Origin of the sequence: Flavobacterium sp. TAB 87 (assembly GCF_001529295.1) — a bacterium.
In the GTDB taxonomy this organism is placed as follows: Bacteria; Bacteroidota; Bacteroidia; order Flavobacteriales; family Flavobacteriaceae; genus Flavobacterium.
On sequence record NZ_LLWK01000030.1, the window covers coordinates 12914 to 28123 of the forward strand.

A 15210-nucleotide genomic window follows, 5' to 3' on the forward strand; every position below is an offset into this window, starting at 1 on the left:
TATTGTTTTTATTTAATTGAATATGACATTTAAGAAAATTAGTGCTAATTAGTGAAATTCGTGTTTAAATAGATTTCAAAGCCTCCATTAATTTTTTATTCTCATCCGCTGTTCCAATCGTCAAACGCAATGTATTTTCGCAAAGTGGTTGTGTTGTTCTATTGCGAATTACAATTCCTTTTGCTATTAATTCATTATAGCGTTTGTTGGCGTCATCTACTTTGATCAAAATGAAATTTGCTTCTGTTGGATAAATTTTCTCTACGAAAGAAACTTGACCTAAAACTTGAAGTAAATTTGATCTCTCAGTTAAAATTGAAGCTATTTCGTTAGCTATTTTAACCGCATCACTCAAACGTTCTAAAGCTTTTTGTTGCGTTAATTCGTTTACATTATACGGTGGCTTTATTTTGTTTAGAACAGAAATTAAAGCTTCTGAACCATAACAAATTCCCAAACGTATTCCTGCCAAACCATAAGCTTTTGATAAGGTTTGCGTAATAATCAAATTTGGATATTGATCTAATTTTTCTAGCCAACTTGCTTTATCTGAAAAATCAATGTAAGCTTCATCTATTACGACAATACCTTTAAATTTATTTAATAAAGTGGTTACACTTTCTGTAGAAAATGAATTTCCTGTTGGGTTATTTGGTGAACACAAAAAGATAATTTTAGTATTGGTATCAAGATTTTCTAAAATTTTTGCTACTTGTGGTTGAAAGTCTGTAGAAAGTAATACTTCTCTATTCTCAACCGCATTGATATTAGCCAAAACACCATACATACCGTACGTTGGTGGCAATGAAATAACGTTGTCTACTTTAGGTTCACAAAAAGCTCTGAAGAGCAAATCTAAAACCTCATCGCTTCCATTTCCTAATAGAATTTGTTTTGGATTTATATTTTTCATTCTTCCCAAAACTACTTTTACAGAAGCTTGTTGCGGATCTGGATACCGATTTACGCCGTTTTGGTATGGATTTTCATTAGCATCCAAAAAAATCATATCTGCAGTATCAAAATCCTCAAACTCATCACGGGCAGACGAATATGGTTTTAATTTTTTTACGTTTTCACGTATTAGATTATTTATATCGAAACTCATTTTTAAATCTTTAAATTTTTAAATCTTTCAACCTCAATGTAACTGCATTTTTGTGTGCTTGTAACCCTTCTGCTTCTGCCATTAACTCAATAGCTGGTCCAATATTTTGAATACCACTTTCTGAAATTTTCTGAAAAGTCATTGCTTTCAAGAAACTATCTAAATTTACGCCGCTATAATTCTTCGCGTATCCGTTAGTTGGCAAGGTATGATTTGTACCCGAAGCATAATCTCCTGCACTTTCTGGTGTATAATTTCCAATAAAAACTGAACCTGCGTTTCCAATATTATTTACATAAAAATCTTCATCTTTCGTACAAATAATAAAGTGCTCAGGACCGTATTCATCAATTAACTCTAAAGCGACAGTATCATTTTCGACATAAATCAATTTAGAATTTGCAATTGCTTTTTCTGCAATTTCTTTTCTTGGTAGGACTTCGATTTGTTTTTGAATTTCATTTTCTACTTCGTCGATCAACGCTTTTGATGTAGATACCAAAATTACTTGACTATCTGTTCCGTGTTCCGCTTGTGACAGTAAGTCTGAAGCTATAAAAGCAGGAACTGCAGTATCATCAGCAACTATTAGCAATTCTGAAGGTCCAGCAGGCATATCAATGGCTACTCCAAATTGCGTTGCTAATTGTTTGGCTACTGTTACAAACTGATTTCCTGGTCCAAATATTTTGTATACTTTTGGAATTAATTCGGTACCAAAAGTCATTCCTGCTATCGCTTGAATTCCGCCTACCTTTAAAATTTTGGTAACGCCACATAAATTCGCAGCATATAAAATTGCTGGATGAATATTTCCTTTTTTATCTGGTGGCGAACACAATACAATTTCCTTACAGCCAGCAATATTTGCTGGAACAGCCAGCATTAATACCGTTGAAAACAAAGGTGCTGTTCCGCCGGGAATGTATAAACCTATTTTTTGAATTGGTCTCTTTTCTTGCCAGCACTGTACTCCATCAGTAGTTTCTATACTAATTGGAGCTGTTTTTTGAGCAGCGTGAAATTTTTCTATATTCGATTTTGCTAATTGAATGGCTTCTTTTAGTTCTTTTGAAACCGTTTCAATAGCAGTAGCTATTTCTGCTTGCGAAACTTCCAAAACAGGAACTGAAACACCATCAAAAAGCGAAGTATATTTTGCAACAGCAATGTCTCCTTTAGATTGTACTTCCTTAAAAATTCCTTTAACTGTAGATTCAATATCATCTACTGTTTTAGTTGGCCTTTCTAATATAGTGGACCAAGTTTCGGGTTTGGGATTGTATATTTTATTCATTTTTTTCAGTTGCTAAATTTCTAAGATGCTGCGTTACTACGTTTTTTACAAAACCATTTTTTCAATAGGACACACTAAGATACCTTCTGCTCCTAACTCCTTCAATTGATCTATGACTTCCCAAAAAGTATCTTTTTCAATAACGGAGTGTACACTGCTCCAACCTTCTTGTGCTAATGGCAAAACAGTTAAACTTCTTAAAACTTGAAGAATTTTTGCAACATCATCGATTTTATCATTAGGCACATTCATCAAAATATATTTTGATTTTCTTGCTCTTAAAACAGATTCGATTCTGAATTTTAAAGTGTCTATTATTTTTTGAGATTCTGGACTTATTTTTGGAGAAACCGCCAAAACTGCTTCACTTTTAAAGATAACCTCAACCTCTTTTAAGTTATTCTTGAATAAAGTACTTCCGCTAGAAACGATATCTACAATCGCATCAGCCAACCCGATATTTGGAGCTATTTCAACAGATCCTGATATTTGGTGAATATCAACATTTATGCCTTGTGGGTTTAAAAAATCAAGTACTGTATTTGGGTATGAAGTCGCAATACGCAACCCTTCTAAATCTTTAACAGAGTTGTACTCAAATGTTTTTGGCACTGCTATAGATACTTTACATTTTGAAAAACCTAATTTTTGAATTACTTCAATATCTTTTCCTTTTTCAATTAATAAATTATCACCAACAATAGCAATATCTACAACTCCATCAATCAAATATTGAGGTATATCTGAATTTCGTAAATACAAAACTTCCAATGGAAAATTAGAAGCTTCTGCTTTTAATTGATCGATTCCGTTATCTATAGATATTCCAGCATCTTTTAAAAGCTGAATACTTTCTTCGTTTAAACGTCCTGATTTTTGAATTGCAATTTTTAAAGTACTCATTTTTCTTTTTTTTTATAATTAATAGTTTGAGTACAAAGAATAGGTAACAAAAAACCCGTTTGATGTACTCAAACGGGTTTTAAAATATGATGATTTACATGCATACCATTAACACATCGCTTGAGAGCAATTATGAAAATGATGATGATGTACTTGATTTGAAAACATTGTTGGTTGATTTTTTATTCTTTGATTCGGTTGCAAATATACAGGTAATTTTCTTAAAAAGACTATTTTTAATTTAACTTAACAACTGTTTATTGTTAAAAACTTATTGTCCTGAATTACTTCCCCTTTATTTATAGTAGCTGGGCTCAATTTATTTATTTAAAAATTATAGTTTGAAATTCTAATTTTATTGTTCAGAATTATTCCGAGCCAAATAGCAACTAGCTGCGCTATTACAGTTCCAATCGCTAAAACTGCTACAATAAAAGAAAAATGATTTACTACTAAGGGCAAATATCCATCCTTGATATTTATTGTTTTTAAGGTTGATATTAACTACCGTTTTCTAAAAGATTTTTGTACTTATCATCCCGCTAAAGAAATTCCAATTAAAGATCCAATTCCGTAGGTAATTGCTGCGGCAGCCAATCCAAAACCAACTTGCCTTAAGCCTGAAAACAAAACATTTTTACCAGTCAATAGCGTAATAGCAGCACCAATGCCAAAAAGGCCAACTACACTGCTCCCAACACTTAATAAAATAGCATTTTTTCCTTCTAAAATCATGAATGGATATAATGGAATAATTGCTCCAATAGAAAAAAGAACAAAAGAAGCAATGGCCGCCTCCCAGGCTGAACCTCCTAACTCTTCTTTATCAATACCTAGCTCTTCTTTGATAATTGCGTCGATAGCGGTTTCGTGGGTTTCAAAAGCTTTATTGGCCAGTTTTTGTGCTTCAACAAAATCCATTCCCTTGGCTTGATACAACAAAACCAATTCTTTTTTCTCTTCCTCAGGTGACGCTTGCAATTCTTCTGTTTCTAAGTCAATTTGTCGCTGATTCAATTCTCTCGAACTTTGTACCGAAAGCCATTCGCCTAAAGCCATAGAAATTGCTCCGGCCAAAAGTCCTGCAATACCAGTTAATAAAATAGTATTGTTAGAAACCGCAGCTCCCGCCACTCCCATCACCAAACTCATATTAGAAACCAAACCGTCGTTAGAACCTAAAACTGCTGCGCGCAAAGCGTTTCCTCCTACTGATTTATGTCTACTTTCGAACTTTGATAAAAAACCTCCTGAAACATTCAATGCCCCATTATTATTTACCGCTTCTATAATTTTGAGGTGATTGTGTTCGAAACCTGTCGGTTTTTCTCCACTTTGAAGCTTAGTTTTGACTGCATTTACTGCAAACTGTTTTTCTATACTGGAAAGGCTGCTGATGATTGAATTGTATCCGAAAATTTTACCTAATTTCAATTGCAATTTGGCTCTTGAAGATGGCAATGGCATTGTATATTTAGGATCAAATTTTGAAATTTTATGAAGTATATTTTCGGAATGTCCATTTTCAATTTCTGATAAACTTTGCAATACTCTTATCAAATTATCATCATTTTGAATAGCAGCAATGCGATCATATAAAAACGAAGTATCGACTTCCGTTTGCAACTGGTCTTTTAATTTATTTAGGTCCATTTATCTCCTATTTAATTAGTTGGCTACATCAAAAACGCCTTTTGTTAAAATTTTTGATACCGTATTAATTTGAGCATTTGGAATTATCTCCACAAACTTTTCAGATCTTTCTCCAATGGTAACACTTACTTTTTTAAATGAATATCCATCTTTTTCATTCTCTACTAAAAGTACAAAGTTTTTGTCATCCGATGTCAATAGTGCTTCAGTCGGAATTGCCAAACCTTTTTTAGTGTTTACAATAATATTTGCTTCAACAAACATTCCTGTCAATAATTTTTGCTTTATAGCATCGTCTAAATGCGCATGGACATTGATGGTTCTTTCGTTTCCTTCGATTGATTTTCCAACCAAATGTACTTCTGCATTAAAAATAGCTGCTGACGCTTCTGGAACTTTAAAATGAACTTTTTGTCCAATTGCAAGTTTTAAAATGTCTTTTTCAAATACAGCTAATTCTAAATGCAGGTGATCTGTGTCTACAATTTCTAAAATTACAGCTGATGGTGAAACATACATTCCTACGTTGGCATTCAGTATCACAATGTCGCCAGCTATAGGAGAAAAAACAGTAATCGTTGAAGTCAAGTTTCCATTCTCAACATTTTTAGGATTAATATTCAAAAGCACTAATTTAGCACGCAAACTTTGATGCAGCGCTTTGGCTCTTCTGTATTCACTTTCTGCTTTTAAGTAGTTTTTTTGGGAAGTAATTTTTTCATCATACAAAATTTTTTGTCGGTCGTATTCTGATTTCAGGAAAGTAAGTTGCTCCGCCACTTCCATATAATCTTTTTGAATATCTAAAAATTCTGCATTCTCTAGTATCAGTAAAGCTTGTCCTTTTTTTACTTTATCGCCAACCAAAAGCTTGGTTGACTTTACATATCCTCCCAGAAATGTGGTTACTTTTGCCCGATTTTGCGGTGGTACATCAATTTTACCAGACGCCTTAACCGCTACATCAAAATTTTGTTCCGCCGGGCTTGAAATTTGCATTCCTGAAGATTCAAATTGAGCAGCAGTTACCGAAATTAAATCACTTTCTTTTAAAGGTACTTCTTCTGTTTTTGTTTCTTTGCAAGAGAATAAAAGCAGAGATAAAGCGGTTATATAGAGTAGTTTTTTCATTGTAATAGTATTAAAAATTTAAGTATTGTAAATCCAGTTGGGTTTGGTTGAATTGTAAAATAGTGTCCAAGTAATCAACTTGAATTGTCGTTGCATTTTCTAAACTTTGTATGTATTGAAAAAAGTCAATCTCACCATGTTTAAAACTACTATTTCCGACCTTTATAATCTCATCGGATAATTTCTTGCCATAGATAGTATAGTAATTTATTGCCTCCTGATATTTGGCTAATTCATTAGTTTTTTGATTACTGTACTGTTCTATTTTTAATTCTTCGTTTTGTTTTTGCTGTTCCCAACTGAGCAATTGCAGTTGTGCTACTTTCGATTTAGAAACATTACCCGAAAAAAACAAAGGTACCGCTACCCCAACACTAAACCCGTATAGCGATTGTGATATACCATTATTTTTACCCTGAAAATAATCTAAGCCAATATCCGGTAACCAAGACTGTTTTTCCAAATCAATTTGGCTTTGATAAGTTTTGGTAACACTCTCCAGATAAACCTTGTAAGACAATTTGATTGCTTTATCATTAAATGAATTTAAGGGTTCGATTGTGTTCTTTTGTATCTCTATCTTTTCATCACTTTGTAACAACGATTGCAGCAGTTCGTACTGCGCTTTTTTATCTTTATCTATTTGAGAAAGCTTCGTTGCTATTTGTCTAAATTTTGCTTGCGCAGTAATTTTTTCTAGATAATTTGTTTCTCCTAGTTCAAAACGTCTGTCACTTGCTAGAGAGAAATTTTGATATAAACTATCAAGATACTGATACAATTTTTCTTGATGTTGCAGATAAACAATATGCTGATACGATTTAGAAACCGCTAATGATAGTTTGTTTTTCTGTATTTCGAAAATGGCTTTTTCTTTTTCATATTCCGAAGTATATACTTTTCTCTGCGCAGCGTAAACCGTCGGAAAGGAAAAGCGCTGTTGCACTCCAAAAACCTTTAAAGGCTGATCATTCATTGCTAAATTATTCTGATCATAACTGTAATAAATATTAGTTTTATCAAAAGTATAAGCCGTTTTTATCGAAGCATTTGTTTTATCTACCTGTAATTGAGCTGCTTTAATTCCTTTATTATTTTGCATCGCTTTTGACAATAAATCGTCTAATTCTGGATTAGAAGTTTGTGCGAAGGCAAAAGAAGAACTCAGTAATAATAAAATAATAAAAGTGGTGTTTTGGTGTTTTTTAAACGTAGCTGTCTTAAATTCTCTACTTTCGAAAACCTTATACAAAATAGGTAGTACAATCATTGTTAAGATTGTTGCTGTAAATAAACCACCAATTACTACTGTTGCCAAAGGACGTTGCACCTCTGCGCCAGCCGATGATGAAATTGCCATTGGTAAAAAACCTAAAGCAGCAGCAGCAGCAGTTAACAGAACAGGGCGCAGTCGATCTGTAGTTCCTTTTAAAATTAACGCATCGATATCATTCATACCTTGGTGTTTAAGTTCTTTAAAATGCTCTATTAATACAATTCCGTTTAGTACAGCGATTCCAAAAAGTGCTATAAATCCCACTCCCGCCGAAATACTGAAAGGTAAGTCACGAATCCATAAGAATAAAACGCCACCCACTGCCGAAAGTGGAATAGCAGAATATACCATCAACGCTTCTTTTACCGACCCAAAGGCAAAATACAATAGGATGAAGATCAGAAATAAGGCGATCGGAACCGCAATCAACAAGCGAGCTTTGGCACTTTGTAAATTTTCAAATTGCCCTCCGTACTTCACATAATAACCATCTGGTAGCTTAATTTGACTCTCCACTATTTTTTGAATATCGGTTACAACACTTTGCAAATCACGATTTCTTACATTTATACCAACTGCAATAAGTCTGTTGGTATTTTCCCTTGAAATTTTCGCTGGACCTTCGGTATATTCAATTGAAGCCAATTCTTGCAACGGAATTTGTTCGCCATTTGGAGTGGCTACGTATAGATTGCGTAAATCCTCAATATCATGCCGATTATCTTGATCCAGTCGAATTACCATATCAAAACGCTTCTCTCCTTCAAACACATTTCCAACTGTTTTTCCGGCAAAACCAAGCGCAATCATTTCGTTTAAATCAGATATATTAAGACCGTAACGCCCAATTTTAGAACGATCGTAAACCACTGACATTTGTGGCAATCCTTCCGTTTTTTCAATAATAACATCCGACGCGCCTTCTACGTTGGCAATTGCTTTTTTAATTTCATGTGCTTTTTTAGCTAAAATATATAAATCGTCTCCAAAAATTTTGACCGCAACATCAGATCGTGATCCTGAAATTAATTCGTTGAAACGCATTTCAATTGGCTGCGTAAATTCTATTTCCATGTTTGGAATTTCTTGTTCCAGTGCTGCTTTTATTTTATCTGCCAATTCATCTTTGCTCGCTGCTGATGTCCATTCTGATTTTGGTTTCAATTTTACGATAACATCACTCTCTTCCATCGACATCGGATCTGTTGGCACTTCCGCTGCCCCAATTCGGCTAACCACTTGCGTCACTTCTGGGAAATTTTTAAGAATTATTTGCTCAATTTTGGTTGTAATAGCAATTGTTTTGGTCAAAGAAGTTCCTGTTTTCAAGACGGGCTGAATTACAAAATCGCCTTCATCTAAGGTTGGAATAAACTCTCCGCCCATAGTTGTAAATAATCCCACAGCTAACAATAGCAATCCTAGTGCTCCGTATAATACTTTTTTAGTATTACCAATTGCCCAACTAATTACAGGCAAATACCAAGAATTGAGTTTACGGATTAATTTACTGGAAAGTGATTTCGGATTCTCCGCTTTTGGTTTTAAAAATAAAGAAGAAACAACTGGAACATAAGTGAAACAAAAGAGCATAGCACCAAGTAAAGCAAAACTAAAGGTCATTGCCATTGGTCTAAACATTTTGCCTTCGATTCCGGAAAGTGAGAGAATTGGAATAAATACTATCAAAATAATCAACTGACCAAAAATAGCTGAATTCATCATTTTGGAAGCACTTTTATACGTGATTTGGTCTATTTCTAATTGCCGTTCTTCTTTTTCTAAACCTACCAAATGAGCAGTTTTACTAGCAATCTGAAAAGCGATAAACTCTACTATAATTACCGCTCCGTCTATAATAATTCCAAAATCAATGGCACCGAGACTCATTAAATTAGCATCTATTCCAAAAATATTCATAAACGATATGGCAAACAACAAGCACAACGGAATCACCGATGCGACAACTAAGCCAGAACGCCAGTTGCCGAGCAATACAATTACCACAAAAATTACAATTAAGCAACCTAGAATTAAGTTTTCAGCAACAGTAAAAGTAGTTTTCCCCACTAATTCACTTCTTTCAAGAAATCCATTGATATATACGCCATCGGGCAATGTTTTCTGAATTTCCACCACTCTGTCTTTCACATCATCGATAACCTGCTTGGAGTTCGCGCCTTTGAGCATCATTACTTGACCGAGTACTTTTTCGCCTTCGCCATTTCCTGTAATTGCTCCAAAACGGTTGGCATGACCAAATCGAACATCTGCTACATTTTTGATGTAAATAGGCAATCCATTTATGTTTTTCACAACAATATTACCAATATCTTCAAGAGATTTTACTTTTCCTTCTCCTCGAATAAAATAACTTTGATTTACTTTTTCGATATAAGCTCCTCCAGCAATACTGTTATTTTTCTCCAATGCGGTAAAAACATCACTGGTGTTTATATTCATCGCCTTTAAACTGGAAGGTTTAATTGCAATTTCGTACTGTTTTAAAAAGCCTCCCCACGTATTTATTTCAACCACTCCTTTGATTCCTGATAACTGACGTTTTACCACCCAATCTTGAATAGTTCGTAAGTCTGAAACGGAATAATTGTCCTTGAATTCAGGTTTTACTTCTAAAGTATATTGATAAATTTCGCCGAGACCTGTAGTTATCGGTCCCATTTCTGGTGTCCCAAAACCCTGTGGAATTTTCTCTGACGCCGCTTTAATTTTTTCTGCGATGAGCTGTCTTGGTAAATAAGTTCCCAAATCCTCTTCAAAAACAATGGTAACGACAGACAAACCAAATTTAGAAATAGATCGAATTTCGGTTACACCAGGTAAATTAGCCATTTCAATTTCGACAGGATACGTAATGTATTGTTCAATATCTTGAGTAGAAAGATTTTCTGAAGTAGTGATGACTTGAACTTGATTGTTTGTCACATCAGGAACAGCTCCAATTGAAATTTGAAATAAAGATAACATTCCATATCCAAAAATTCCCAGAGTGAAAAGTAAAACAATAAGTTTGTTTTTTAAACTGAAAGCAATAATTTTTTCAAGCATTTTTATCTTATTTAACATTTCAAAAGTAATGCTTAAAGATAAGGATTGTCTTAAGATTCGGTTAAGCTCGTCTTAGGAAAACTTAAGACAACACGAGTTCCGCTATTTTCTTTGCTTGAAATTACAATGTTAACCTTCAATAAAAAACACAGTTTACGAACGATCGACAGTCCGAGACCAGTTCCTTTAATTTCAGGATGCTCGCCCACATTCGATCTGTAAAATTGATGAAATATCTTTTCCAAATCACTTTCTGCAATCCCAATTCCACTATCGATAATTGCACATTCTACCTGTTCAGTAGAGCTGGATAATTGAATTTGCAACGTTGCGTTTTCCTTCGAATATTTTAAGGCATTCGAGATTAGATTATTTAAAACAATCGCTAGTAAATAATGATCAGACTTAACTGTAAAATCTTCAGAAAAATTACTACTGATTTTACACTTTTTAGTCTCGATTACTGTTGAATAGCGAGATAAAACTTCTGAAATAATTGAATTTAAACTCAACTCTTCAATCTTTAGCGACTGGTTTTGATTTTCAAATCGTGCTAATAAGAGAAGTTGATCTACCAAATGATTGAGTCGATTGACTTCGGAAATACAATATTTAATTTTGTTTTGATACTCTTCATTATCTCTTGGTTTTCGTATCAAAACTTCCAAAGTTCCTTTGATAACGGTTAGCGGCGTGCGCAATTCGTGCGAAGCATCTGACGTGAATTGTTTTTCTCGATCAATGGTAGTTTCTATGCGATCCAGTAAACTATTTATGGTTTGTGATAAAACGAACAATTCATCTTTTTTTTGCGGCAAAACGATTCGAGATTTCAGGTTATCTTTTGTAATAATATTAGCTGTTTCAATAATAGCACTAATTGGTTTAATACTTCGACCAGCAATAAAACGCGCAATAAAAAAAAGTAGTACTAATATTAGAGGATAGGCAATAAGTAGAATTTCAGATAAGTTTGTTAATACCATCGCGGCGCCTTCTAGAGACATCGCAACAAGTAAGTAACCAATTAACTTCGACCCACTATAGATGGGAACTTGAATTTGCCGAATCTTATTGTTCAATAATTTAGTGTCATACAATTCATAATTCTCGGTCGAAAAATTAAACTTTAAGTTTTCGCTTTTAAGATTTGGAGATTTTTCGATGGATTCTTTATTTGCATTTAAAAACTGAATAAAAACAGGATTTACATCTAAGGTATTGTGTTCGCGTTCGTTCCATTCTTCGAGATGAACGAGTCGAAAATTATCATCTTTTACTTCAATTTCGCTCAAATGATTTTCAACCTCTCTAGAAATGTCAGTATTTAGATGGTTGTAAACACTATATTTTACAATAGAATATATAGCCGAAAAGACCACAAAAATCAATAAAGCGGTTGTGATAATATAATGGAACGCAATTCTATTTTTAAAAGAAAGTTTTTGCATAGCTACTTAATCATTTGCGATATAACCGACACCTCTGATTGTTTTAATGCAATCTTCCTCGATCTTTATATTTAATTTTTTTCGAATCGCATTTATAAAGACGTCAATAACACCCGTATCATATTCAAAATAGATCTTCCAAACATCTTCGATAATTTGATTGCGCGTACACACTTTTCCTTTGTTTTTAATCAAGTAAGACAACAGCTCAAATTCGCGTTGTGTCAGAGAAACTAGCACATTATCACTAAAGACCAGATGTTGAACTGTATCTATTTTAATTTTACCTAAGTGCAAAAATTCGTCTGACGCTTGCGTTCTAAAATGAATTTTTATTCGTTCCACCAATTCTTCGAAGCTAAATGGTTTTTTAATATAATCGTTGGCACCCGATTGCAAACCTTCTACAGTTTCCTGAATGGTATCCTTTGCTGTTAAAAACAAGATTGGTATTTTTTTATCTCTAGTTCGAATGGCTTTACAAAGCTCTAATCCACTCATTTTAGGCAACATCCAATCTAGTAAAATTAAATCAAAGTTGTTTTTTTTGAACAATTCTAAACCCATCAATCCATCAGAAGCGGTAGTTATTGCATAGCCCTCTTCCTCTAATCCTTGTTGAAGAAATTGTATAATTCCGATTTCGTCTTCTACTATTAAAATATTCATTTTTATTACTCTACTATAAATTTAAATTCCAACGTACCAATATTCGCAGACAAGGCAGCACTTCTTTTATAAAGATTTAGAATGTAAATCTAAAAAAATTTAATCCAAAAGATAAATTCTAACCGAAGTCATCTTACCATAGAAAAGTTTTCAACTATTAAAAAACTTTTATTTAAAGAAACCAATAGTCCTATGATGAAAAATATACTTTACCACGACATTGAGTTAATCATTTAATTTTAAAGCTTTATATCACAAAAATAGAAACAGTTACGCTTTTAATTGGATTTCTTTTACCATCTTAAGCTAATCTTAATACTATTCCTAAATCAAGATTATACTTTTGCTCTACATTTTATAAAAAATTATAAGCAATGAATCTATTAAAAAAAACAGCACCATTTTATTATCTTGCTCTTTTCTACTTTATAATTAATTGTATCATTAGGATCATCCTGATATTTCATCCTATTACCCAATCAAAATTTGGTTTAATTGACCTTTTAAAAATATTTGGATTCGGTCTAGTATCTGACTTATTTGTTTTTATAATCGCCAGCGTATTTCTATTCGTTTATCTCCTATTCATTTCCAATTCTAAATATAACAAGCCTACAGGTTTTATTATTTTAGGTCTATTCGTGCTTCTTTTTGCCTATGTAGCTTCTGGAAAAAGTATCTTAACCGAATATGGAGGCGGACTCGCCCGAGTTGGAATGATTTTTATTGGACTTAAAACTGCCTTGTTTGCTTTGCTTCTTTTTTTACCAAAATATAGAAATGCCATACGTTATTGGTTGTTTTCTTTTACCCTCTTTTTATATGTGTTACTGATTATTCAGAACGGAATTAGCGAATACTTTTTTTGGAACGAATTTGGAGTTAGATATAATTTTATAGCTGTTAATTATCTCGTATATACTAATGAAGTTATCGGAAATATAATGGAATCGTATCCTGTAGTTCCGATCTTTGCTGCACTGTTTCTAATCGCTGGAATCATTACTTACTTAATTGTAAAAACATCAAGAATTTACATTGATTCTATTCCGACTTTTATTGAAAAAATAAAAATTTTAGTTGTGTTTTTTTCGTTGTTCGGGATGTCATTAGTTGCAATTCCAGCTTTGGCAAAACTAGAGAACTCCACTAATCTATTTGCCAATGAACTACAATCGAATGGATTGTATAAATTTTATAAAGCTTTTAAAGACAGTGAATTGGATTACTTTAAGTTTTACAAAACGCTTCCTAATTCTGAAGCTTATCAAATTTTGGACGAGCAATTACCTGGTCTTAAAACAGAAAGCACGCTACGAACAATAAAAAGTGACAGTGCTGAAATTCATAAAAACGTAGTTTTAATCACTATCGAAAGCTTCAGTGCAGAGTTTATGAAAGCCTATGGAAATGAAGGTGCGCTAACTCCTTTTTTAGACAGTCTTGCCACTCAAAGTTTACAATTCACTAATTTGTATGCAACAGGCAACAGAACCGTTCGTGGATTAGAAGCAGTTACTTTATGTTTACCACCAACGGCTGGCGAAAGTGTACTAAAAAGAGTAGATAATAAAACTAAATTTTCTACAGGAGCTTTATTAAAGGAACGAGATTATACCGTAAAATTTATGTATGGTGGAAATGCATTTTTTGATAATATGCAGGATTTTTTTGGTGGAAACGGTTATGACATTGTAGATAAAAATAGTTTTTTGCCAAGCGAAATTACCTTCTCTAATGTTTGGGGTGTTTGCGATGAAGATATGTACAAGAAGGCATTGCAAGTAATGAATCAGGAAAGCCTTTCTGGTAAACCATTCTTTAATCATATTATGACGGTCAGTAATCATAGGCCTTTTACCTATCCAAACCATAAAATTGATATTCCTGGAGACATCAAATCACGTGCTGGTGGTGTAAAATACACCGATTTTGCAATGAAGGAATTTTTTGAAATGGCTAAAAAACAAGCTTGGTTTAAAAATACGGTGTTTGTCATTGTTGCAGATCATTGTGCTTCTAGCGCTGGGAAAACCTCACTTCCGATAGATAAGTACCGTATTCCGGCTATGATTTATAGTCCAGGTTTTGTGGCTCCTAACAAATACAATCAATTGATGACACAAATAGACTTGATGCCCACTTTATTCGGAATTTTAAACTTTACTTACCAGAGCAAATTTTTTGGTCAAGATGTCTTAAAAGCAGACTATAAACCACGCGCCTTGATTGCGACTTACCAAGATTTAGGCTTAATTAAAGATGGAGTTTTGACTGTTTTATTACCTAAGCAGGACGTCAAACAATTTGAATTAAAATTGAATCCAAAGGAAGGAGTTGCGCCAGAATTTCAAATTTATTACGATCAAACTCCACTTGCAAAACCACGAACTGATTTAATTAATGAAACGATTTCATTTTATCAAACCGCTTCGGATGTATTGAAAAAGAAGAAATATAATGCTTTGTAAGTGAAAAAGGTCTTGAACTTCAGAGGAGCAAAGATGTAAACGTTTTAAGCTGAGAATTATTTATGATGAAGCGAGAGTACTAGCCCTGATGGAAGCGTCATCCTTTTGGGTCGGGGTTCGCCCAAAAGATATAGTGCACAGCAGGAAATAGCTCCAAAAAGAAAGCCTCAAACTGTACTACA

General features: G+C 33.5%; 9 protein-coding genes. 1 reads left to right on the plus strand and 8 read right to left on the minus strand.

All coding sequences use genetic code 11. The features are described 5' to 3' along the window. Positions 1–64: 64 nt before the first annotated feature. The 8 genes from hisC to AP058_RS03040 form a co-directional block, all read right to left on the minus strand. Complete coding sequence (gene hisC / locus AP058_RS03005) at positions 65–1108, minus strand: histidinol-phosphate transaminase (RefSeq protein ID WP_066306801.1); 1044 nt, start codon at positions 1106–1108, stop codon at positions 65–67. Between the two features lie 10 nt (positions 1109–1118). Further along, positions 1119–2405, minus strand: a complete 1287-nt coding sequence (hisD, locus tag AP058_RS03010; RefSeq protein WP_066306803.1) for a histidinol dehydrogenase — start codon at positions 2403–2405, stop codon at positions 1119–1121. A 45-nt stretch (positions 2406–2450) separates the two neighbouring features. Further along, positions 2451–3308, minus strand: a complete 858-nt coding sequence (hisG, locus tag AP058_RS03015; protein WP_066306805.1) for an ATP phosphoribosyltransferase — start codon at positions 3306–3308, stop codon at positions 2451–2453. Between the two features lie 534 nt (positions 3309–3842). After that, the gene (locus AP058_RS03020) at positions 3843–4961 is read right to left on the minus strand and encodes a VIT1/CCC1 transporter family protein (protein ID WP_066306808.1); all 1119 of its coding nucleotides are present in this window, start codon (positions 4959–4961) and stop codon (positions 3843–3845) included. A gap of 15 nt (positions 4962–4976) precedes the next feature. Then, positions 4977–6092, minus strand: coding sequence for an efflux RND transporter periplasmic adaptor subunit (locus tag AP058_RS03025; protein WP_066306809.1), 1116 nt, complete (start codon positions 6090–6092; stop codon positions 4977–4979). A 10-nt stretch (positions 6093–6102) separates the two neighbouring features. Further along, positions 6103–10437 carry a CusA/CzcA family heavy metal efflux RND transporter gene (locus AP058_RS03030; protein ID WP_066306812.1) on the minus strand — a complete coding sequence of 1445 codons (4335 nt, stop codon included), beginning with the start codon at positions 10435–10437 and terminating at the stop codon, positions 6103–6105. 50 nt (positions 10438–10487) lie between these two features. Further along, positions 10488–11888, minus strand: coding sequence for a HAMP domain-containing sensor histidine kinase (locus AP058_RS03035; protein ID WP_066306813.1), 1401 nt, complete (start codon positions 11886–11888; stop codon positions 10488–10490). A gap of 6 nt (positions 11889–11894) precedes the next feature. Further along, entirely contained in the window at positions 11895–12557 is a 663-nt protein-coding gene (locus tag AP058_RS03040; RefSeq protein WP_066306814.1) for a response regulator transcription factor, read from the minus strand. Positions 12558–12931: 374 nt separating this feature from the next. Here AP058_RS03040 and AP058_RS03045 point away from each other — a divergent pair, with 374 nt between their 5' ends. Next, positions 12932–15028 carry an LTA synthase family protein gene (locus AP058_RS03045; RefSeq protein WP_066306816.1) on the plus strand — a complete coding sequence of 699 codons (2097 nt, stop codon included), beginning with the start codon at positions 12932–12934 and terminating at the stop codon, positions 15026–15028. Positions 15029–15210 lie beyond the last annotated feature (182 nt).